This is a genomic window from Actinoplanes lutulentus, from assembly GCF_003259845.1.
GTDB lineage: Bacteria > Actinomycetota > Actinomycetes > Mycobacteriales > Micromonosporaceae > Actinoplanes > Actinoplanes lutulentus.
The window spans coordinates 211,235-232,209 of record NZ_QLMJ01000015.1; the positions used below are offsets into that span (position 1 = coordinate 211,235).

A 20,975-nucleotide genomic window follows, 5' to 3' on the forward strand; every position below is an offset into this window, starting at 1 on the left:
TCATGGACGCCGCCGGGGAAATCCGAACGGGCCGTACACGCTGGTTCAGGCTCGCCTGGGCGGCTCTGGGGATCGCCCTCCTCGCCATCGCCTGGCTCCAGGGCTACGTCGTCCGGCAGGAGACGCTGCTCGGGATCCTCCTCATCGTCGCGGCCATCGCGGCAGCCGGGATCTCCGTCGCCACTCCCCTGGCCGCGCGGTCGCGTGCCGCCGTACCAGGGCTGGCCGCCCTGGTGGCCCTGGCCCAGCTCACCTGGTTCGCCGCCTCCTGGTACCCCGCGTGGGTGCTGTCCCAGGCGTCGGCGATCGTCCTCGGGTTCCTCGCCTTCGGGGTCGTCTGGACTCTGCGGCCGCGCGGCGTGACGGCGGGGCGCGTCGTCCTGCGCGCCGGGGGCGGGCTTGCTGTCGCCGTGGCGGTCATCGTGTCCGCGGCCCTGATCACCACGTCGATCAGCCCCCGACCGGTTGTCACACTGGTTCAGAACTCCGGGGGTTACGGAAACTCATTCCAGCCCGCCGCGGAGCCGGGTCGCACCGTCGTGCAGGACAACACGCTGCTGATCAACGATCTCAAGACCATGGGAGACCCGAACGCGGGCGCGGCCGCCTTCGCCCTGAGCAACGGACCCATGATCCAGGCCGGTTACAACCTGGTCGCTCTCGACTACGCCCTCGCGCCGGAATACACCTATCCCACGCCCGTCATTCAGCTCTCGCAGGCGATCTCGTTCCTGCAGGATCACGCCGAGGAGTACGGGCTCGACATGAGCCGGGTCGTCATCGGCGGCGGCAGCGCCGGTGGCCACATCGCCGCACAGTTCGCCGTCGTCCAGACGAATCCGGCCTTCGCCACCGAGATCGGCATCAAGCCCGTGCTGGCGGCGAGCGCGCTGAAGGCCGTCGCCCTCGACAGCGCCGCACTCGACGCCTCGCGCGCCGGACGCACCGAGGCAGCCGACGCGTTCAACGACTGGCAGTTCACCCTCGCCGCCAGGGCGTACCTGGAGATGTCCGGCTTCCCCCAGGCCGGTGATGCCGGCGTGGACCAGGCCGACATCATCACCCATGTGTCCGCTCAGTTCCCGCCGGCGTTCATCGCCGATGGCAACTACGGCACGTTCCCCGACCAGGCCCAGGATCTGTCGGACAGGCTCACCGCGTTGAGCGTGACGAATGAGCTCCTCCTGCCGCCGCTCTCCGAGGCGAAGCTCGGGCACGGCTACATGGGGCTCAGCGAGTCGAAGTACGTCGACGACTACAACGCCAAGAAGATCGCCTTCCTCGCCACCGTCGTGGGCTGACGACGTCTCACGCGCGCAGGAAGGTGAGGACGGCCAGGACTCGGCGGTGTTCGCGGTCGTGCTGGATCAGGCCCAGCTTCATGAAGATCGTGGTGACGTGGGCCTCGACCGTTTTGACCGCCAGGTGCAGATCTGCCGCCACCGCCGTGTTGGACAGGCCCTGGGCCATCAGTGCCAGGACGGCCCGCTCCCGGTCGGTCAGGGCGTCCAGCGGGTCGCGCTCGCGGCGGCGGGAGACCAGGCGGGTGACCAGTTCGGGGTCGATGACCGTGTCGCCGCGGGCCACCTTGCGGACGTCGGCGCCGAACGCGGTCAGGTCGGAGACGCGGTCCTTCAGGAGGTAGCCGACGGCGCCGTCGAAGTCGGTCATCAGGCGCAGCGCGTGGTGCACCTCGACGTACTGGGACAGCAGCATCAGGCCCACGCCCGGCGCGGTGGCGCGGATCGCGGCGGCGGCGTCGATGCCCTCGGCCGCGAAGCCGGGTGGCATGCGCAGGTCGATCACCGCGACATCCGGTGGGTCGGCCCGGACCAGGCTCAGCAGGGTGGGACCGTCGGCGGCCTGGCCGGTCACCGTGAAGCCGACGTCGGTGAGGATGCGGGCCAGGCCTTCGCGGAACAGCACGGCGTCGTCGGCGAGCATCACCCGCACGGGATCACCGTCCTGAGCAGGGTGCCGGCCGGACCGCTGTCGATGGTCAGGCGGGCGTCCAGGATGGCCAGGCGGTCGGACAGGCCTTCCAAGCCGCCGCCGGGGCGTACCGAGGCTCCCCCGCACCCGTCGTCAGAGACCTCGACGGTCAACTCGGGGCCGGCGATCTCCACGAAGACCGACACGGACGACGCGCCGGAATACTTCGCGGCGTTGGTCAGGCCTTCGCTGACCACGAAATACGCGGTGGACTCGACCTCGGCGGGCAGGCGGCGGCTCACCGACATGGCCAATCGGACCGGCAGCGAGGCGCGGTCGGCCAGGAACCCGATCGCCGCCTCCAGGCCGTCCTGGGTGAGCACTGCCGGATGCAGGCCCCGGGCCATCTCGCGCAGTTCGGCGGTGGCTTCCAGGAGGTTGCGGCGGACGTCGTCGGCGCGGCCGGCCACCTCGGTGGCGCCGGCGGTGGTGGCCAGCCGGACGACGCCGCCGAGTTCCATCGCGACGGTGACCAGGCGTTGCTGGGCGCCGTCGTGCAGGTCGCGTTCGAGGCGGCGTCGGGCGGCGTCGCCGGCTACGACGAGGCGCTGGGCGGCGGCGCGCAGTTCGAGGACCAGCCCGGCCTGGGCGGCAAGGTCACCGACGAGGCGCTGCTCGGCGGCGGAGAGAGTCCCTGCCGAGATCATGAGTGCGCCACGAAGACGGCCGTCGTGCTTCACCGGCACCACCAGTTGATCAGCGACGCGACCCGAGGCCGGACCGGCATCCAGGTCATCCAGCGAGCGCACTCCCGCCGGGAGAACCGCCGCCGGCGGCCAGGCGGCCACCGCCCTCAACTCCTCCCCCGACCCCGTCCACAACACCACCTCCCGCGCTCCCGCAGCGTCGGCCACCGTCGCGCAGATCCCGTCCAGCAACCCGCCCGCCGGCGCGCTGAAGTGCGCCGACAACCGCGCGAGAGCCTCATAAGGCGTGGCCCGCCGGCCATAAACCACCCGGTCCGCCAGCCTCTGCGCCCGGCTCCGCAGCGGCTCGAAAACCACCGCCACCACGCCGATGGCCAGCAACGACAGCCACGTGCCGTACCCGTCGACGAGCCGGCCCGCGCCGACCACCACCACGGCGTACCCCAGCGTCACGACCCCCGCCATCACGCCGAAGACCAGGGATTTGTTGATCACCGGGTCGATGTCGTAGAGGCGGTACCGCAGGATCGCCGCACCCGCCGCGACGGCCAGCAGTGGCACGGTCAGCGTGCCCGGCACCGGCGAGCCCCACACCGCCAGACCGATGATCATCACCGCTGCGGAGACCGTCGCCGCGTACAGGAACCAGCGCAGCTGCCGCCCCTCGTCCCCATCGGACCGCCGCACCCGCACGATCACGCAGACCACCCAGGTCAGCTGGAACAACAGATAGGCCACCGGCCGCGCCACGTCATAAAAAGCCTGCGCTACCGCCAGACCCGGCAGCGAGAAAGGATGACCCAGGCCGGTGCGGGCGTATTCGACCGGCCACAACGCCGAGACCAGCGACAACACGAAACCCAGAACACACAGGACACCCAGGACCGGCGCCCACGCCCGCGACGGCAGACGGCCCGTCGGGAAGCACATCACCGCTGCGCCGACCAGCACCAGCACAAGCGGCAGCGGCCACACCCCGAGCCAGCCGATCCACGACGCACCGGGCAGTGGGCCGGCATGCAGGCCGTACTCCCGGCCGAAGAACATCACCGCGTGCGCCGCGCCCACCGCGACGAACAGCCGGCCCTCACGGTTGCCGGGACGCCGGTGCAGCAGGAACAACCCGACCCCGGCGAACGACGCGGCGATCAACCCGTTGTGCAGGTTCGCCACGTGTGGCCCGAGCACGAAACCGCCCACGGTCAGCCCGGCGATCACCACACCCAGCATCCCCCGGCCCACGCCACCATCGTGCCAGCGCGCGAACCCGATGTGACCAGGGTTAACCCTGCCATTTGTCGAGGGCCGGCCCCGATGCCCCGGCACCACCACCGCTTCCACGCTGACAGGCATGACTTCAACACCGCTCGACCGCACGCTCACCGCGTCACTCACCGTCGCGCCTGCCGTCTATCTCATTGCCGATCTTCTGTACGCGACCCGAGGCTGGAATGACCCGTCAGCCGCCGTGGTCCACATTCTCGGAGCTGTCGGGTACACCGTCGTGCTGATGCGCCTGGTGACGCTCGGCACCGGCGTCCTGGCCTCCGTCCTGCTCGTGGCCGGGGCGTTCGGCGCGGCCGGCAACGTCGCGTACGGCTTCAACAGCATCCATGTCTCGCTCGGCGACACCGACCTGGTCGACGCCGCCGGTGCCGCCGTACTGATCAAGCCGTTGGGTCTGTTCTTCCCGCTCACGCTGCTGCTCGGCGCCGCTGTCCTGCGCGGGCTGGCGCCGGCCTGGGTCGTCGGGCTGCTCGCGGTGAGCGCCCTGGCCTGGCCGGTCGCGCACATCGCCAACATCGGCTGGCTGGCCGTGCTGGTCAACGTGGTGCTGGTCGTGGTGTTCGGCGTGGTCGCCGCGGGTCGCCGTCGAGGGACCGGCGATGCGACACGCCGAAACCCGGTTGCCAGCGGCAGTACCGTGGCCGGGTGACCATCCGATTTGTTCCCCGCTCCTGGTCCGATCGACGGCGGTCCTGACGTGCGGATCGTGAGTGTGAACGCCTGGGGTGGTGCCCTCGCCGACGAACTGCTCGGCTGGTTGCCCGGCGCCGACGCCGACGTGGTCTGCCTGCAGGAGGTCACCCGGACGCCGGGGCTCGGCGGGTGGACGCGGTTCGACGACGGGGAGCGGGCGCTGCCGCAGCGGGCCGACCTGTTCGACGACGTGCGCGGGGTACTCCCCCGCCATCAGGGCATCTTCGTGGCCAGCGACTCCGGGCCGGTCGTCGACGACGGCGGGACGCGGCATCGGCAGGACTTCGGGGTGGCGACGTTCGCCTCGGAGCGGCTGTCGCTGGTCGGGCTGGACTCGGTGTTCGTGCACGGCGAGTTCACCGATCATGCGGAGTGGACGATCGCCGACCGGCCCCGGGTGGCCTTGGCCGTCCGCACGGCCGATCGGAACACCGGGCGGACCGTCTGGGTGGTGCAGGTGCACGGGCTGCGGGACCCGGCCGGCAAGGGCGACACGCCGGCCCGGGTGCGGCAGGCGGAGGCCCTCGCCGCACTGGTCACCCGGATCCGGCAGCCGGATGACCTGGTCGTTCTCTGCGGTGACCTCAACCTGCTGCCGGACAGCGCGACGTTCGGGATCCTCGCCGATGCGGGACTCACCGATCTGGTCGGCACGGCCGACACCCGGACGTCGCATTACCTCAAGCCGGTACGGCACGCGAGTTATCTGCTCGTCTCCGACGTGGACGCGGTCACGCGCTTCGAGATCGTGTCCGCCCCGGAGGTCTCCGACCATCGAGCGCTGCTTCTCGATATTTGAGATCGGTTACGCGTACCCAAGAAGGAGCGTGAGCGGGCCGGTGGGGTCTCGCCGCAGGGGTTTTGCCGCCAAGAACCACATGTCGGTAACAATGCCATCCTGCGTGATGATATCGGCGAGCATCGACCGAACGGTCCTACTATTCTCGCTGCCGTGCCTACCGATGCTCTTCCCACACCTCCGGAGTTCGAATCGGTCGCGACCTGGGCGGGCGCAGCACGGGTGATACGCGCCGACGAGCGGGAAGTGGCCACCTGGCAGCTCCCTGACCAGCAGAAAGCCGCACTCGTCAACAGTGGCGTGCCGATGATCGACGGCCTGGTGGACGTCGTGGAGTTCCAGACGATGCCGACGATGTTCCAGCTGGGGCACTCCGCCGGGCGGGACCGCGTTTATGGTGCCGCGGCGGCGACCGGTGCGGTGGTCGAGCATTCGCCAGAGGCGGGGATGCGGTTCGTGAACTCGTCGATCGTGCATTGGCTGTGGTCACTGCATCTGGTCGGCAGCTGGGTGACGGGGTCGGTGGCGCTGGCCCGGTGGGATGAGAGCCCGGAGGCGGAGGAGCAGACGTTCGCGGAGATCGCCGCGCTGCTGGAGCAGATCCGGGCGCTGGATCCGCCGGCGGTCGGCGACGGCGGTCACGAGAAGCACTTCTGGCCGGCCGTTCTGGATCGCTGGCTCTATTAGAAGGTTGCTATCGGGTTGACCGGGCTGCCGGAGGTGCCTGCGAAACGAACCGGGGCGACGGCCAGCTGGAAGTCCCATTGGCCCAGCTCGGCGGCGGTTGCCGCGCAGGCCTCCAGGTCGCAGTTGTCGAGCAGCCACAGGCCCATCGCGACCAGGCCCACGGCGTGCACCGGCATCAGCACGGCGTCGTAACCGGACGGCTGCACGTCCTGTGGGGTGTCGGCGCCGATCAGTGCGACGCCGCGGTCGTGCAGCCACGGCAGGCAGGACGCGTGCCAGCCGGCCTGGGTGAAACCGTCGGTGCCGGGCCGGCCGGTGCGCAGCAGGACGGCGTCGCCGGAGCGCACCTGGACGCCTTGGCGGCGCTCGGCCGCCTCAAGATCTTTGGGGAAGACAACAGTCTGTGCCACGTCCAGCAGGACACCCCGGGTGACGATCCCGTCCGCTGCCGCGGTGACGGCCGCCCACCCCGAACCCGTCGTGGCGTCGACCATGTCGTGCGGGCGGCCGTTGTACATCGTGCCGTCCCAATACATGTGACACGGCGAGTCGAGGTGGGTGACGGTGTTGCCGTGGAACGTGATGCCGATCCGTTCCGACGAGAAACCCCAGCGCCGGTCGGCGTGGAAGCGGGCCGGCATGTTCTCGGCGCCGGGCATCTCTGCGGCGCACGGGCAGGTCGTGGTCGACCGTTCCATGTCGGCCGGGACGGCGACCTCCCACCCGCAGGACACACTGCGGCCGTGACGCACGGCCCGGGCTGCCGCGAGCCGGACGTCATCGGTGATCAGGTTCAGGGTGCCGCGCTCGTCGTCGTCGCCCCAGCGTCCCCAGTTCGACAGTGTTGCGAAGTATCCGAGCACGTCGTCCTGGGTCGCGGTCATCGGTGCCTCCGGTCGCGTGGTTCACCAGACCGCGACCAGCGTACGCGTTCAAGGTCGATCCCGACCTCGATGTCGACCCGTGACCGAGCTGGCTGTACTCCGGGATCAGCACCGGCCGCCGGCAGCCGAACGCCCGGCCGGTCGCGCCCGCTTCCGGTCTCAGCAGGCGGCAGAACGCGGTCACCTCCCGAACATATGTCCCGCCTGCTGAGACCGGAAGCGGGCGCGGCTAAGATTCGCCGGTGACGAATGCGTTGGGGCCGCTGAGGCTGTATGCGGGACTGGCCGTGGTCTTCTTCGGCCTGGTCCCGGCCGTGATGGTGTCGCTGCTCGTCGCGGGCGGCAACACGCCGTCGGCGGTGGGGTACACACTGATCGGCGGAATCCCGCTGGTTCTCGCGGCCGTGGTACTGGCCGTGCGCGGGATGACTGGCGCCGATCAGGAGATGGCGGCGCGGCGGTTGTATCTGAGCATGGCGCTGGTGGCGGGTGCCGATGTGCTGATGCTGGGCGGAAACGCGCTGATCAGGATGGGCTCGAACTGAGAAAGCGCTGTGTCCGCTGACGATTCGCGTTTCGCCGATCCGGGTGCGTATTTCGGGCTGCCGCTGTGGCTGCGGGCGAGGTGTTGTGGTGGGCGGGTGTTGTGGGCCTACAACGCGACGCACCTGGATTTGCTCGCCAGTTTCGTCGGTGCTGATCTGCGGGAACGTGGTCGTTACGGCGGGTGTGATCGGAGCCTGATCGAACGGTTGCCGGCCTGGATCAAAGCGGCCGGGCACAGGGCGGAGTTGCTGGCCGCGATCACCCGCATGCGGAACAGCATGGAATCGCCTACCGGTGATCGATACTGACGCCGTGGTGACATACATCCAGTGGTCTTGGCCGGACGAAGACCTCTGGTGCTACGACGAACTCGACGGCGAGCGATGGTCGACGCGGCACATCGAGATACGCGCTCACGACCGGACGTTCCTCGCTGCGGCATCACTCGCCGAGGTCCTCGAAGCACGGGACTCCGGCGAGCCGGGCGCGGTTCAGGCCTATGAACATCGGTACGGCGTCGTCCCCGAAGCACCCTTCCCCACATCGACCGCCGATGGTGAGCCTCCCATCGGGCCGATTTCGGCAGAGGAGTTCGAGCGGCTGTGGCAGCAGGGCCGCCAGGCCCGAGAACAGCGATGACAATCGCTGTCGTCCGGACGGACCGGCATCGGGCCGCTATCCCAGAATGTCGCTGCTTTTCCGGCCGGACGGCTTGGGGGGACGTGCGGGCCGGTTTCTTGGCGGAGTCGCGGACCGGATGCTGCCCGGGGTGGGACAACAGAGGTATGCGCGTTCTGCTGGACGAACCCCAGGTCTTCGTCACCTACCGGACGGCGTCGGTGTACTGCGAGGACGCCGAACTCGACGTCGACGCGGTCTGGCGCGGGCAGCGGAACGGGCTCTGTGGCGCGGCCGTGGCCGGCTGGTTGCAAATGATCACCGGTACGCACACCGGTGGGGTACCGTTCCGCGTCGAGTCGCATGAGGCCGAGCCGCCGCTCGACGATGCCGGCGAGGAGATCGTCGAGGTGTCGTTCACGGCGTCCGGCGCACGCGTCCATCTCGCCGAACTCGATGCCAGTGAGAGCTATCTGCTCGCGTTGCCCGCCGGCGACTTCCGGGTTCGATACCAGGTCAACGGCCTCGACGATCGGGAGCACACCGAGGAACGGGCCGATGCCTGTCTGCTCCAGTTCTGGCCGGCGCCGCCGGAACCTGACCGGATCGTCCGGCAGACCAGTACAGAGGCCGCCTACTGGCATCGGGCGCACTCGCGGCTAAAGTCCGGGACCAAATCCCACAAAGCCGACAACTCTCCCCGGCGCACGAGGACGGCTAAGCCGAGGACGGCCCCATCGCAGGAGCGGCGGCCCAGCCCGCCTCTGCGCGCCGCCATGCGGTGGGCCAACCCATTGATCGAGATGGACCGCGATCTCACGCTCGACCTCGGCGACGCGGACGGCGAGACCGTCCGGTCCGTTGCCGTGTGGGCCGCGGAACGCGCGGCTGATGTCGCCGGCCTCGGTGTGCTCCCATGGACCGGTGCGGCCCTGGCAGCGGTGAAGGCCGGCGATCCACCCCCACCACCCTTCACCCCGAGACGCCGGGACCAGCGCGGTGTGTGGGATCTTCTCGACGACCCTGCGATTCAGCTCACGACGGTGGTTCTCCCGAGGCTCCTTCCCGAGGAGCCCGTCATGGAGATGTCGCAGCAGCACGTCGCCATGCCCGCTCTGTTCGCCGCCGCGGCAGCCAACCCGCTCGTCGGCGCGATCAACGCGGTTTATGCGGCCGCGTGTGCCCATGGGACTGATCACTACCGGTCGTTCCTTGCCGAGCTGCGGGTGCGGTTTCCTTCTTTGGGACCCGTTGTTTCCGAGGCGCCTGGCCGGTGACGTCACCGCCGGCCAGGCGTCCGCGTCTCAATGGTGGTCGGGGCTCAGGACCTCGTGGGCGATCACCGACGCCGAGATCGCCGCGGGGAAACCGCCGTAGAAGGCCGTGTGGGTGATCAACGCGGAGATCTCCTCCAGCGTCAGGCCGTTGTCGACCGCGCGGTGCAGCTGGGCTCGCAACTCATCCGGGCGATACAGAGCCACTATCGCTCCGAGGGTGGCGATGCTGCGGTCGCGGGGGCTGAGGCGTGGGTCGGCCCACACCCGTTCCGAATACAGCGGATCCTCGATCAGCGCCGTCAACTCCGGCGTGAAGTGGCTCGCGGCCTCGCGCGGGGATTCGATTCTCATGCGGTCGCTGCCCGGACGATGCTGGCGGCGAAGAGCGGGGTCTCGCGCTTGTTGTGCGCGCCGGAGGCCTCCTGGCGGGCGGCGGCGGCCTGCTCGAAGGTGCCGCCGTGTTCCGCGACCATCTTCAGCATCTCCTCGGTGGGGTGCGAGGTCACCGTGTTGGTGTACCGCAGGTTGTCGCCGTCGATCTGTTCCATCTTGAGCTCCCAGATCACCTGGACGTTGGTCCAGCCGTTCGGGGTCAGCACGTCCGAGGTGGAGACCATCCTGCAGTAGTGCGGGCCGGCCTGCTCGTACCGGTAGTGCTGGATCACCAGGCCGGTGCCGATCATCTCCACGTTGATCGACATGGGGGTGCCGTCGTCGTCGACGGTGTAGCCGGCGGCCTTGTGGTCGCCGGGGGCGCAGCGCTGGTATTCCTTGTCCGGCAGGGCCTTGAGCCACGCTTCGATGTTCACCTTGTCGAACGGCGCCTGGACCTCGACGACCTCGGCGGAGTGGGACAGGACCAGGTCTTCAAGGATGGTCACGGACATGACGTTCTCCTTCAGCCGCTGCGGTGTTTGCTGTCGGAGTCGATAGTTCCCACGGTTTCCGGCCGCCCGTCCGTCAACTGACTGCTTGCGTCGCTGCTGAGGGGGCGTCAGTCGGACGGTGGGCCGCACCTTCGGCAACGTGGTGCCGTCACCAGGCGAAGGAAGCTCACAGCCCGAAGGCGCCGCCCTCGATCAGGATGAGCAGGCCGATGCCGATCAGCACGATCGGTAGCAGGATGTGGCCCCAGCGGCTGAGAGCCTTCGCGATCACCGGGCGGGTGGCGAAGAAGCGGCCCGCAGCCACCCAGACCGCCACCAACACCAGGAAGACGATCACGTAGACGGCCACGCCCGACGTGGCGAAGACCGGGACGTAGACGCCGATGTTGTCGCCGCCGTTGGCGAACGTCACGGCGGCCACATCGAAGATCCCCGGACCACGCTCGCCGGGCGAGAACTCGTCGTTGCCGTGCCGCCAGGACTGGATCGCGGCCTTGATGCCCAGGGCGAGCGGCAACAGTCCGAGATACGGAATGACCGGCGCGGGAAGGAACGTCGCGCCGAACGCGGCGGCCACCGCGACCACGAGAATGCCGGTGAACCCGAGGTACTGACCTGCGGCGATAGTGCGGGTGGACCTCGGAGCACCGGCGCCCTGAGCGAAGAACAGCGCGAGGATGACGATGTCGTCGATGTTGGTGACGGCGAAGAGGCCCACGGCCTGCCCGATCATGCCCGGGTTCATCGGAGTCCTTGGACGAGATAGACGACGGCCAGTGCGGTGGCGATCGCGCCCAGCAGCAGCCGCAACGCCCGCTCCGGCAGGTAGGGCTGCAGCCGCGCGCCCAGATAACCGCCGATCAGGCCACCCAGCCCGCTGAGCAGGCCGACCGTCCAGTGCGGCGCGATGTCGCCGTCGGTGCCCAGCGACAACACGCCGTAGGTCGCGGCCCCGGCGATGGACGTCACGAACGTGCAGGCCAGGGCCGCCGGGGCGATCTGGCTCATCGGGGTGCCGCGGCCGGCCAGCAGCGGGCCGAGGATCGAGCCGCCGCCGATGCCGTAGATCCCGCCCACCGCGCCGGTCGCGACGCTGAGGCCGAGGACACTGCGGCGGGACAGCGGCGGCCGGTCCGGGACGCCGGCGCGGATGGCTCGCGCGCACAGCCACAGCCCGAGCGGGAGCAGCACCGCCGCCGCGACCAGGCGAAACACCTGCGGGCCGGGGATGGCGAAGACGCGGATGACAGCGCCGGCGACGACGCCGGGCACGGTTCCGGCGATCAGCAGGCGGGCCAGCGGGCCGGTGAGCTGGCCGTTGCGGCGGTATCGCAGCAGTGCGCCCGGGCCCGCCACGACGTTGTAGAGCAGGTTCGTCGGCGTCACCGCCGGGTTGGGTACGTGCAGCACGCTGAGCTGGACCGGAAGCAAAAACACGGCGCCGGAGACCCCGACCGGTGACGTCACGATCGAGATGAGTAGACCGGCGAGGAAGGCGGTCAGCTCAGGCACCGCGCCAGCCTAAATAAGACGTTGAGGCCGGGCCGACGACGACCCGGCCTCAACGAGGATCAAGCAGGCTCAGGAACAGCGTCCGGATCCGGCCCCACCGGCCCCGGGTCCGGCGAGATCGGCTCCGGGACCGCCTCCGGCGGTGGTGGCGGGAGCGGATCGGGGTTGTCCGGCGACAGCTCACCAGGGTCGTCCGGGATCGGCACACCGGGATCGAGCGGCGGGTACTTATCAGGATCGGGCATGAGTGTCTCCTTTCATGATCCCCAGCCGGTTACCCAGGGTGTCCGGACGGCAAACAGTTTTCCGACATTCCGGGCATTTGGTGAAGCCGGCTCGCCTGCCGGGCCACGATGACAAACGTGAAGTCCCTGACCATGGACGAATACAGCGCATGGAACGCCGGCCGGCTCGCTCGTGAACGGGTCAGCCGCCGCTCGCTGCTCCGCGCCGTGATGGCCGGCGCCGGCGGTTACGCGTACGCCCAGTTTCACCTGGCCAGCGCCGCTTTCGCCGCCGGTGGTGGCAGCGCGGGACCGGCCGGTGTCGTCGTTTCCGGCCGCCATCTGTCATTCCTGCCGGGCGCCGACGGCGCCCTGCGCCCGGCCATGGCGGTCACCGCGCAACTGGTCAGCAAAACCGGCTCACTGCCGCGAGATCTGCGAGCATACGTCGAGGTCGGATCAACCCCAGGACAATTCGGTACGCGTATCGAAGCCGATATCCGGCACCTGACCGGACAATATGCGATCCCCGGGGGCCCGATCGGCAGCCAGTTCTATCTGAAGGCGAAAATCGACGGGCTGAGCCCCGGAGCCGTCCATCACTATCGGATCCGGCTCTCCGACGGAACCGTCAGCGGCGAGGCCCACTTCTCGACCGCACCGGCCCGTGGCCCGGCGGTCGCGGCGCCGTTCACGTTCACCGCTTTCGCCGACGTCGGCACCAACACGGCGCCGACCGATCCGGCATTCGCCTGGGGAAAGAATCCGGCGTCGGTGACGGCCGCCAAAGGGACCTGGCCGCCCGGGGTGTTCGACGACAACTCGTACCTGCCCGACGATCCGGTGGCGGGTGTGAACGGCACCGACAAACGGCCGGCCCTCACCCAGACGCTGCTGCTCGCCACCCAGAAGCCGGTGTTCACCCTGCTCGCCGGGGACATCTGTTACGCCAATCCGTCCGGATCCGGGTTGCCCGCCGACGACACCACGGCATTGACGCGCATCGCTCCGAAGGGCAGGAACCTCTTCAACCCGTACGTCTGGGATGTGTTCCTGAATCAGATCGAGCCCCTGGCGGCCTTCTCGCCGTTCATGTTCGCGACCGGCAACCACGACATGGAACCGTTGTACGGCAACACCCGGTTCCTCGGCGACAGCCCGGCCCACGGGTACGCCGGCCTGGTGCAACGCCTCGATTTCCCGTCGAACGGGCCGCACACGTGCCCGTCGGTGTACCGGTTCGTCTACGGCAACGTCGGCGTCATCTCGCTCGACGCCAACGAACTCTCCGGCGAGCTGCAGACGAACACCGGGTACTCCGGCGGCGCCCAGGTGAGCTGGCTGAAACGTACCCTCAAGGAATGGCGCGGTGAGCGCCCGGACATCGATTTCGTCGTCGCGTTCCTGCACCACTGCGCATATGCGACGTCCGACAATCACGCGTCCGACGGCGGGGTCCGCGAGGCGCTGGACCCGTTGTTCAGCCGATTCCAGGTGGACCTGGTCGTGCAGGGGCACAACCACCTGCTCGAACGCACCGATCCGATCCGGAACGGGAAACGGACCCGATCGGCGCCGGACGGTTCCACCATTTCGCCGGCGGCCGACGGGGTCACGTACCTCTGTGTGGGTTCCGGTGGACGGCCGCGTTATCCGTTCCGGCGGGCGCCGGGCCCGGCGGCGCCACCGCCGGCCGGCGTGACGGCGTCGGGGCCGCAATCGTTGCCGGCCGGGCAGCGCTATCGCGGATATCGGCCGCCGGGCGGGGCGAACAAACTGGAGAACAACACCGAGAACATCGTCAACAGCTACCGGTGGTCGGCGGAGAAACAGGTGGTGAAAGCGGCCGGGCACCCGTCCGGGATCCGGATTCCGGAAACGGTCGACTGGTCGCAGGTGCGCTACGACAACTACGCGTTCGCCGCGATCGACGTGGTACCGGCGGCACGCGGGGCACGGACGTCGATGACGGTGCGGTGCCTCGCGGACGCGCTGCCCGGCAGCAGGCAGCCGTTCACCGAGATCGACCGGATCACCCTGGTCCGGACGGCCGGAGCCGGGAAGGTGTCACCCGGCTAGGATCAGCGCGGTTATCGGGGTGAAGACGGAAATAGGTGGTCAAGTGGCACGGGATGACATCTCGCGGGGCCAGGCGGATCGGCTTCGCGGGCTGGACGAGGCGGCCCGCGTGGCCAAGACGTTCGAGATCCTCGCCGGTGAGGGATCACTGTGGGTGTGGGGTGACGAGGACGAGATCCTGTTCACCGAGGACGGCGAGCGGCGCACGCTGCTGCCGGTCTGGCCCTACGCGGCGGTGGCGCGGCTGGAGAACGCGGGTGAGGTCGACGGGGAGCACGCGGTGCGGATCCCGGTCGACGCGTTCCTGACGGAGTGGCTGCCGCAGCTGGAGGAGGACGACGCTCTCATCGCGATCTTCCCGGTCGAGGACCGGATCGCGGCGAAGCTCACCCTGGCGGAGTTCCGCGCGCGGATGACAGCGGCGCTGCGCCTCAACTAGTCATGTTCCGCTGCGCCCAGCTGGCGAACGAGGTCAGCGGGATGCCGAGGGCTCGGGCGAATTCCGGGCGTGCGGGCTGACCGGCGACGTTCATGAGGTCCATCGGGAGGCCCGCATAGGGCGGCATGCCCGCCGCCAGGGCCTCCTCCTCGGTCATGTCGGGCGCGGTGATCGGTGCACCGAGAGTGCGTGACAGCACCTGGGCGATATCGGTCATCGGCAGGTAGTCGCCGGCCAGCTCCAGCTCCACCTCGTGAAACCGCCGCGGGTCACCGATGGCCGCGGCGGCCGTGACGCCGATGTCATGGACCGCGATGAGCGAGAGCCGCGTCGACGGCTTGACGACCGTCGCGATGCCGCCCTCGACGCCACGAGGCAGCAGGTAAGCGGCCGACAGCAGGAAGTTCTCCATGAAGAACGCCGGCTTGATCACGGTCCACTGCGGAAAACCCGCATTCCGTACGCGTTCCTCGATGCCACCCTTTGCCGCGTAGTACGGCTCCAAGGGCTTCCACCGGCCCTGGTCATAACCGGGTGCGGTGGTGAGCCGGTCGGAGCCCGACACGGACGTGTGCACGAACTGCGGCACTCCGGCGGACCGGGCGGCTTCGATCAGGTTGGCCGCCTGCCTCAGTTCGCCGTCGAAGTCGAATACGCCGCCGACCACCTCGGCCATCTGCACCGAGAAGACGGCCCGGGTGCCGGTGGCCGCGCCGACCAGCGAGGCGTTGTCCTTCAGGTCGCCGATGACCAGGTCGGCGCCGAGGGCGGCGACTGCTTTCGCGCGATCGGTGCCGGGGTCGCGGACCAGCGCCCGCACCGGGATGCCGGCCTTCAGCAGAGCTCGGGCGGTCGCACCGCCCTGTTGTCCGGTGGCGCCTACGACGAGAACGGGTGCGGACATGACTCTCCCCTTGCTCAGATAAGTGGCGGGGCCCGCCGCTTCTTCAGCGCTAAGATACGGCGGACCCCGCCACTTAGCAAACCCCCAGGAGACCGGATGGCCGGCCAGCGCGCGGATGCCCGCCGCAACTACGCCCTGCTGCTGGCGGTTGCCGAACAAGCGGTCGCCGACCAGGGCGCCGACGCTTCCCTGGAGCAGATCGCCCGCACGGCGGGAGTCGGTTCCGGCACCGTACGCAGGCATTTCCCGACCCGGCACGCCCTGCTCGAAGCGGTGTTCCGCAAGCGGATGGACACCCTGGCCGACCGGGCACGGGAACTGGCCGGGCGGCCGGACAGCCCGGCCGCGCTGCTGGAGTGGCTCGGTGCCGTGCTGTCGTTCGCGGCCACCACCCGAGGGGTGGCCGAGGCGCTCAACCGGGGGCACCTCGCCGACGCGGGCGAGTTCTGCGCCAGCGCGCGGCTGAGCGAGGCCGGGGGGCCGCTGGTGGCACGCGCGGTGGCCGGCGGCGGACTGGCGCCGGGTGTCACCATCGCCGACCTGCTCGATCTGATCACCGGGATCGCGCTGGCCACCGAGCATCATCCGGACGGCGTGGACCAGGCGAAACGCCTGCTCGACTTGACCATCAACGGCGTGAGCGGGCCGGCTTGACGTTTCTGGCTAACGGCATTAGCTTATAGCTAACGCACTTAGCCAAACTTGGGAGGCTTGTCATGACCTCGTTTCTGACCGTTGACGGCGGAACTATCGCGTACGACGTGACCGGCGCCGGACCCCTCGTCGTCCTCGCGCCCGGGATCGGCAACGGCCGGGACGCGTACCGGTTCGTCGCGCCCCGCCTCGTGGACGCCGGTTACCGGGTCGCCGTCGCTGACCTGCGCGGCTCCGGCGAATCCAGCGCGGAGTGGCCGTCCTACAGCCGCACCGACATGGCCGGTGACCTCCTCGCGCTGATCCGGCACCTCGGTGGGCCGGCCGTGCTGGTCGGTCACTCGATCTCCGGTGGTGCGGCCACCATCGCGGCCGCCCAGGCACCCGAGCTGATCACCGGCATCATCGAGCTGGCGCCGTTCACCAAGGCGCAGTCCTTCAAGCTCGGCGATCTGCGGCACGGGGCGTACCGGAAAGGAACGCTCAAGCTGGCCGGCACCATGCTCGGCAGCCTGTCGTCCTGGAAGGGCTACCTCGACGCCGCGTACCCGGGCAAGAAGCCGGCCGACTGGGCCGCCAACCTGGCCGGCATCGACGCCATGCTGCGCGAGCCCGGCCGGATGAAGGCACTGACGAAGATGACCCAGTCCTCGCCGGCCGACGCCGGAGCCCAGCTCGGCAACGTACGCTGCCCGGCCCTGATCATCGAGGGCTCACTCGACCCGGACTGGGTGGACCCGCGCGCCGAGGGCGAGGCGATCGCGGCGGCCATTCCGGACGGTCTGGCCCGGCTTGAGATGATCGAAGGTGCGGGGCACTACCCGCACGTCCAGTACCCCGACGAGACGGTGGCCCTGATGCTCACGTTCCTGACGGCGCACGCGCGTGCCTAGGGCCGGTCTGGCCCCGGACGCGGTCATCACCGCCGGCGCGGCGCTCGCCGACGAGGTGGGGCTCGCCAACCTGACCATGGCTCTGCTGGCCGAGCGGGTCGGCGTACGGACGCCGTCGCTCTACAAACACGTCGACTCCCTGGACGCGCTGCGCCGCGGCGTCGCCATCCAGGCCACCCGCGAGTTCGGCGAAGCGGTCTCCCGCGCCGCCGTCGGCCAGTCCGGCCCGGACGCGGTACGCGCGTTCGCCACCACCTATCGCCGCTGGGCCCTGGCCCACCCGGGCCGGTACGCCGCCACGGTCCGCGCACCCGGAACCAGCGCCGAGGACGAGGAGCACCGGCGGGTGAACGACGTGGTCATGCAGATCATGTACGACGTCCTCGCCGGCTTCGAGTTACGCGGCACACACGCCGTCGACGCGGCCCGGGTGCTGCGCTCCACGCTTCACGGTTTCGCCACGATCGAGGCAGCCGGCGGTTTCGGGTTGCCCCGCGACGTCGACCGCAGCTTCGATTTCCTCGTCGAGACCCTCATCGCGGGTCTGCGGAGCGGCCCGGCCGAAGGCTCGGAGCGCCAGTTCCATCAGCCACCGGTTGCCTGAGGATGGTGCGCCGCTTCTCCGGCGCGACCTTGCGGGCGTCGCTGAGGTAGATCTCGTGGTGGGTGCCGGTCATCCGCAGTCCCTGTCCGGGAATGACCTCGTCGTGCAGCCGGGCGAGCACACCGGCCTCGTCGTCGAACGATCCGACGTGCAGCGTCTGCACGCACTTCCCCTCGGACAGCGTCTGCAGCCTGACCTTCTCGTCGGCCGGGACCAGGCTCGGGTCGATCCAGTCCGGGACCATCAGCATCAACGTCCAGTCCCACAGCGACTTGTCCCGCGCCGTGGTGAAGGCATCCATGTCACCGGCCCACCACAGACCCTCCAGGGGCGGAACGACATAGTCGCGGCCGAGCTCGCGTTTGCTGAGAAACTTCATTTTGTACGCGAGGGGATACAGCGCTTCGACCGCGGCGGCGAAGTCCGGTGAGGTGTTCGGGTCGCCATGGCCGTCGGCCATCAGATACCGCGTGTCGGGCACGTCGATCAGCCGGAACTGGCCCTGGCGGGCTTTGTAGCCGTCAAGGGTCTTCTTGAAGTCGACCTTGTCAGTCATGGGGCACCTGGGGCTCGGTCGCTGACGCTTCTGCTACTACTCGCGAGCCATTGCCTCTCTGCCTCCAGGAGGCTCAGGGAGTAATCGAACACTTCATGGGCCGCGAACGGCATCCCCGGCTGCCGCGCGGCCCGGACCTGGGCGATCTTCGCCTCGACCTGCTCCAGCCGGGCGTGCAGCGCCGCTCGATATTGCTCCGGCGACAGCAGAGGCAGGTTGGCGACGCCGACCAGCAGCGGCAGCCGCGCGTCGGTGATGAAGGCCAGGGTCTCCTCCGTGGCGACCGCGCGGCCCTCGGCGGTGGCGTGGAAGAAATACAGGAGCTCTGTGCCTCACGTGGCGGGGACGCCGAGCCTCTCCAGCAGGTGCCGCCGCAGGCCGCCGAAGCCCGGGTCGTCCTGGTGGCGCGGCTTCGGCAGGGTCACCTCGAACTCCTCGGCGATGCGGCCGCCCTCCAGAACCAGAGCCCGGTCGGCCAGCAGCAACGCCTCGTCCACGTCGTGCGTCACCAGCAGCGCCGCGAATCCGTGCCGCACCCTCAACCGCTCCAGCAGCTGCTGCATCCGCAACCGGGTCAGCGCGTCCAACGCCCCGAACGGCTCGTCCAACAGCAGCAGCGACGGCTCGCGGACCAGCGCCCGCGCCACCGCGACCCGCTGGGCCTGCCCGCCGGACAACTCGGCCGGCCAGGCGTCGCCCCGATCTTCCAGGCCCACCTCGGCCAGCGCCTCCAGAGCCCGGCGGCGCACGTCAGCGCCTCGCAGTCCCAGCGCCACGTTGTCCACGACCCGCTTCCACGGCAGCAGCCGGTGCTCCTGGAACACCACGCCGAAGTGCGAGGGCACGTCGATGGCGCCGAAAGCCGAGTCGTCCAACCCGGCCAAGGCGCGCAGCAACGTACTCTTGCCGGAGCCGCTGCCACCGAGGAGCGCGACCACTTCGCCGCGCGCGACCGTCAGGTCGGCGCCGTCCAGGACGACAGTGTCGCCAAATGATCGGTGCAGGCCGGTGACCGAGACGATCACGTCGCTTGCAGGCCGCGTCGCCATGCGAGGGTCCTCCGTTCCGCGATCCGGATCAGCACGTCCGAGAGCAGGCCGAGCAGGGCGTAGACGAGCAGTCCGAAAACGACCACGTCGGTCTGGGAGAACTCGCGGGCTTCCATCATCAGGAAGCCGATGCCGGTCTGTGCGTTGACCTGTTCGCCGACCACCAGGCTGAGCCAGGCCGCGCCGATGGCGAGCCGCAGGCCGAGGAAGAGCGACGGCAGCGCGCCGGGCAGCACCACGTGCCGCAGCCGCTGCCACTGGTTGAGGCCACACGTCTTGGCGGCTTCGACCAGGCGCTGGTCGATGTCGCGGATGCCGGAGTAGAAGTTGAAGTACAGCGGGAAGAAGCTGCCCAGCGCCACCAGGCTGATCTTCAGCTCCTCGCCGATGCCGACCCAGATGATCAGCAGCGGGACGAGGCCGAGGTGCGGCAGCATCCGGGCCATCTGGACGGGCGGGTCGATGGCGTTGTCGCCGAGGCGCAGCAGGGCAGCCGCGGCGCCGAGCACGAGGGCCAGGCCGCCGCCGATGGCCAGTCCGATCAGAGCCCGGGTCAGCGAGTCGACCAGGTGGACGGTCAGCGAGCCGTCCGCGGCCAGTCGCCAGCCGGTCTCCGCGACGACGCTGGGCGCGGGCATCTTCTCCGGGGAGAGCAGTCCGGTCCGCGAGGCGACCTCCCACGCCACGAGCAGCACGACCGGGCTGACCAGGCGATACCACCGTCGCTGGCCCCGGATCCGCCGGCGGAGAGGCGCCTGACGAGACACCACCGGCGGCGTAACCGTGGTGGTCACAGGTACGCCTCGTTGAACTGCCCGTCGACCCGCTCCTTGATGTTCACCGCGCCCGGGATCAGCGAAAGCTTGGTGAAGCCGTCCGCGATGACCTGCAGCTCGTCCCCGATCTCCGGAGTGATGGCGGCGAGTGGTTTCGCGCTGCGTGCCAGGGCCCGCGTCGTCGTCGGCTCGTCGATCTTCAGCTCCGGGGCGAGGATCGTGGCGCGTTCGGCCGGGTTGGCGATGCCCCAGTCGGTGGTCGTGCGGTACTTGCCGAGGAAGTCACGGATCAGCTCGGCTTTTCCGGTCACCGCCTCCGGCGTGGCCAGGATGTACTCCCGGTTGTTCGCCAGGCCGGTGGCGTCGGCGAGCACCTGCACACCGGGCTGTTCGGCGAGCGCGAAATACGGGTCCCAGATGATCCACGCGTCGACCTGATCGGAGTCGAAAGCGGGCCGGCCCTCGGCGGGCTTCAGGTACTTGACGTTGATGTCGGTGATCGCCAGACCGGACTGCTCCAGGAGTTTGACGAGCAGCCAGTTGACGTTGGAGCCCTTGTTCAGCGCGACCGTCTTGCCCTTGAGGTCGGCGAAACTCGTGAACCCCTTTGCCGCTTTCACGAGCACGGCCTCGCCCTGAGGGACGGGTTCACTCGTACCAATGATCTTGAAATTGATCTTGCCGGCGGCGGCAAAGATAGGCGGAGCCTCGCCGGTTTGTCCGATATCGATCGCGCCGGCCTTGAGCGCCTCGGTCAGCGCCGGGCCGCTCTCGAAGAGCGACCACTCCGCGTCCGGCGCGTCGCCGCGCACCTTGGACAGGCTCAGACCGCCGAAGCGCTGGTAACCGATGCGCAGCTTGCCGGGCTCGCCGGAGCTCGCGCCGGTCGAGGAGGCGGAGTCGCCGCAGCCGGCGAGAAAGGCGGCACCCAGGGTGCCGATCAGAAGACCGCGCCGGGTTGTCGGCAT

General features: G+C 69.4%; 26 protein-coding genes. 13 read left to right on the forward strand and 13 right to left on the reverse strand.

Annotated elements, in window-relative coordinates; translation table 11 throughout:
- Positions 1-2 precede the first annotated feature (2 nt).
- Positions 3-1,301: an alpha/beta hydrolase gene (locus B0I29_RS29280; RefSeq protein ID WP_111652326.1), complete on the forward strand. Its 1,299-nt coding sequence runs from the start codon at positions 3-5 to the stop codon at positions 1,299-1,301.
- 7 nt (positions 1,302-1,308) lie between these two features.
- Here the strand turns inward: B0I29_RS29280 and B0I29_RS29285 are convergent, their stop codons facing one another.
- Both B0I29_RS29285 and B0I29_RS29290 read right to left on the reverse strand, forming a co-directional pair.
- Positions 1,309-1,944: a response regulator transcription factor gene (locus B0I29_RS29285; protein WP_221403231.1), complete on the reverse strand. Its 636-nt coding sequence runs from the start codon at positions 1,942-1,944 to the stop codon at positions 1,309-1,311.
- Positions 1,944-3,881, reverse strand: coding sequence for a sensor histidine kinase (locus B0I29_RS29290; protein WP_146616917.1), 1,938 nt, complete (start codon positions 3,879-3,881; stop codon positions 1,944-1,946). Before B0I29_RS29290 ends, B0I29_RS29285 begins: the two co-directional genes overlap by 1 nt.
- Before the next feature lie 109 nt (positions 3,882-3,990).
- On the opposite strand from B0I29_RS29290, the gene B0I29_RS29295 reads away from it, so the two are divergent.
- The 3 genes from B0I29_RS29295 (at position 3,991) to B0I29_RS29305 (ending at position 6,105) form a co-directional block, all read left to right on the forward strand.
- The gene (locus B0I29_RS29295; RefSeq protein WP_111652329.1) at positions 3,991-4,575 is read left to right on the forward strand and encodes a hypothetical protein; all 585 of its coding nucleotides are present in this window, start codon (positions 3,991-3,993) and stop codon (positions 4,573-4,575) included.
- 57 nt (positions 4,576-4,632) lie between these two features.
- On the forward strand, positions 4,633-5,418 hold the full coding sequence (locus tag B0I29_RS29300; RefSeq protein ID WP_245972799.1) for an endonuclease/exonuclease/phosphatase family protein: 786 nt from the start codon (positions 4,633-4,635) through the stop codon (positions 5,416-5,418).
- A 153-nt stretch (positions 5,419-5,571) separates the two neighbouring features.
- On the forward strand, positions 5,572-6,105 hold the full coding sequence (locus B0I29_RS29305; RefSeq protein WP_181558024.1) for an SUKH-4 family immunity protein: 534 nt from the start codon (positions 5,572-5,574) through the stop codon (positions 6,103-6,105).
- On the opposite strand, the gene B0I29_RS29310 is transcribed toward B0I29_RS29305, so the two are convergent.
- The gene (locus tag B0I29_RS29310) at positions 6,102-6,989 is read right to left on the reverse strand and encodes a cyclase family protein (protein ID WP_111652332.1); all 888 of its coding nucleotides are present in this window, start codon (positions 6,987-6,989) and stop codon (positions 6,102-6,104) included. The two genes, B0I29_RS29305 and B0I29_RS29310, sit on opposite strands and share 4 nt — an antisense overlap.
- Positions 6,990-7,231: 242 nt before the next feature.
- Between B0I29_RS29310 and B0I29_RS29315 the strand changes: the two genes are divergently transcribed.
- The 4 genes from B0I29_RS29315 (at position 7,232) to B0I29_RS45970 (ending at position 9,430) form a co-directional block, all read left to right on the forward strand.
- Positions 7,232-7,534: a hypothetical protein gene (locus B0I29_RS29315; RefSeq protein ID WP_111652333.1), complete on the forward strand. Its 303-nt coding sequence runs from the start codon at positions 7,232-7,234 to the stop codon at positions 7,532-7,534.
- Between the two features lie 9 nt (positions 7,535-7,543).
- Complete coding sequence (locus B0I29_RS29320) at positions 7,544-7,843, forward strand: hypothetical protein (protein WP_111652334.1); 300 nt, start codon at positions 7,544-7,546, stop codon at positions 7,841-7,843.
- Positions 7,830-8,174, forward strand: a complete 345-nt coding sequence (locus B0I29_RS29325) for a hypothetical protein (RefSeq protein ID WP_220091422.1) — start codon at positions 7,830-7,832, stop codon at positions 8,172-8,174. The genes B0I29_RS29320 and B0I29_RS29325 overlap by 14 nt, the downstream gene beginning before the upstream one ends.
- Before the next feature lie 146 nt (positions 8,175-8,320).
- Positions 8,321-9,430: a hypothetical protein gene (locus B0I29_RS45970; protein WP_181558025.1), complete on the forward strand. Its 1,110-nt coding sequence runs from the start codon at positions 8,321-8,323 to the stop codon at positions 9,428-9,430.
- Positions 9,431-9,457: 27 nt separating this feature from the next.
- On the opposite strand, the gene B0I29_RS29335 is transcribed toward B0I29_RS45970, so the two are convergent.
- From B0I29_RS29335 to B0I29_RS29355, 5 genes are all read right to left on the reverse strand, one after another.
- Entirely contained in the window at positions 9,458-9,781 is a 324-nt protein-coding gene (locus tag B0I29_RS29335; RefSeq protein ID WP_111652335.1) for a carboxymuconolactone decarboxylase family protein, read from the reverse strand.
- Positions 9,778-10,317: a hypothetical protein gene (locus B0I29_RS29340; protein ID WP_111652336.1), complete on the reverse strand. Its 540-nt coding sequence runs from the start codon at positions 10,315-10,317 to the stop codon at positions 9,778-9,780. The genes B0I29_RS29335 and B0I29_RS29340 overlap by 4 nt, the downstream gene beginning before the upstream one ends.
- A gap of 166 nt (positions 10,318-10,483) precedes the next feature.
- Entirely contained in the window at positions 10,484-11,062 is a 579-nt protein-coding gene (locus B0I29_RS29345) for a cadmium resistance transporter (protein ID WP_111652337.1), read from the reverse strand.
- On the reverse strand, positions 11,059-11,829 hold the full coding sequence (locus B0I29_RS29350) for a sulfite exporter TauE/SafE family protein (RefSeq protein WP_111652338.1): 771 nt from the start codon (positions 11,827-11,829) through the stop codon (positions 11,059-11,061). Before B0I29_RS29350 ends, B0I29_RS29345 begins: the two co-directional genes overlap by 4 nt.
- Before the next feature lie 59 nt (positions 11,830-11,888).
- Positions 11,889-12,074, reverse strand: coding sequence for a hypothetical protein (locus B0I29_RS29355; protein WP_111652339.1), 186 nt, complete (start codon positions 12,072-12,074; stop codon positions 11,889-11,891).
- A 108-nt stretch (positions 12,075-12,182) separates the two neighbouring features.
- Here B0I29_RS29355 and B0I29_RS29360 point away from each other — a divergent pair, with 108 nt between their 5' ends.
- Both B0I29_RS29360 and B0I29_RS29365 read left to right on the forward strand, forming a co-directional pair.
- Positions 12,183-14,132 (forward strand): purple acid phosphatase family protein, encoded by a 1,950-nt coding sequence (locus tag B0I29_RS29360; RefSeq protein WP_111652340.1) that lies wholly within the window; start codon positions 12,183-12,185, stop codon positions 14,130-14,132.
- A 43-nt stretch (positions 14,133-14,175) separates the two neighbouring features.
- Positions 14,176-14,571, forward strand: a complete 396-nt coding sequence (locus tag B0I29_RS29365; RefSeq protein WP_181558026.1) for a DUF2750 domain-containing protein — start codon at positions 14,176-14,178, stop codon at positions 14,569-14,571.
- Here B0I29_RS29365 and B0I29_RS29370 read toward each other — a convergent pair.
- Entirely contained in the window at positions 14,564-15,475 is a 912-nt protein-coding gene (locus B0I29_RS29370; RefSeq protein WP_111652342.1) for an NmrA/HSCARG family protein, read from the reverse strand. The genes B0I29_RS29365 and B0I29_RS29370 overlap by 8 nt on opposite strands.
- A 96-nt stretch (positions 15,476-15,571) precedes the next feature.
- On the opposite strand from B0I29_RS29370, the gene B0I29_RS29375 reads away from it, so the two are divergent.
- The 3 genes from B0I29_RS29375 to B0I29_RS29385 all read left to right on the forward strand — a co-directional run bounded on the left by B0I29_RS29375 (position 15,572) and on the right by B0I29_RS29385 (position 17,626).
- Complete coding sequence (locus tag B0I29_RS29375) at positions 15,572-16,129, forward strand: TetR/AcrR family transcriptional regulator (RefSeq protein ID WP_111652343.1); 558 nt, start codon at positions 15,572-15,574, stop codon at positions 16,127-16,129.
- 62 nt (positions 16,130-16,191) lie between these two features.
- The gene (locus B0I29_RS29380; protein ID WP_111652344.1) at positions 16,192-17,022 is read left to right on the forward strand and encodes an alpha/beta fold hydrolase; all 831 of its coding nucleotides are present in this window, start codon (positions 16,192-16,194) and stop codon (positions 17,020-17,022) included.
- Positions 17,015-17,626, forward strand: a complete 612-nt coding sequence (locus B0I29_RS29385; RefSeq protein ID WP_111652345.1) for a TetR/AcrR family transcriptional regulator — start codon at positions 17,015-17,017, stop codon at positions 17,624-17,626. The genes B0I29_RS29380 and B0I29_RS29385 overlap by 8 nt, the downstream gene beginning before the upstream one ends.
- Here B0I29_RS29385 and B0I29_RS29390 read toward each other — a convergent pair.
- The 4 genes from B0I29_RS29390 to B0I29_RS29405 form a co-directional block, all read right to left on the reverse strand.
- Positions 17,556-18,182: a GyrI-like domain-containing protein gene (locus B0I29_RS29390; protein ID WP_111652346.1), complete on the reverse strand. Its 627-nt coding sequence runs from the start codon at positions 18,180-18,182 to the stop codon at positions 17,556-17,558. The two genes, B0I29_RS29385 and B0I29_RS29390, sit on opposite strands and share 71 nt — an antisense overlap.
- A 332-nt stretch (positions 18,183-18,514) precedes the next feature.
- Entirely contained in the window at positions 18,515-19,231 is a 717-nt protein-coding gene (locus tag B0I29_RS29395; RefSeq protein WP_111652347.1) for an ABC transporter ATP-binding protein, read from the reverse strand.
- On the reverse strand, positions 19,204-20,025 hold the full coding sequence (locus tag B0I29_RS29400; protein WP_111652348.1) for an ABC transporter permease: 822 nt from the start codon (positions 20,023-20,025) through the stop codon (positions 19,204-19,206). The genes B0I29_RS29395 and B0I29_RS29400 overlap by 28 nt, the downstream gene beginning before the upstream one ends.
- On the reverse strand, positions 20,022-20,975 hold the full coding sequence (locus B0I29_RS29405; RefSeq protein ID WP_111652349.1) for an aliphatic sulfonate ABC transporter substrate-binding protein: 954 nt from the start codon (positions 20,973-20,975) through the stop codon (positions 20,022-20,024). The genes B0I29_RS29400 and B0I29_RS29405 overlap by 4 nt, the downstream gene beginning before the upstream one ends.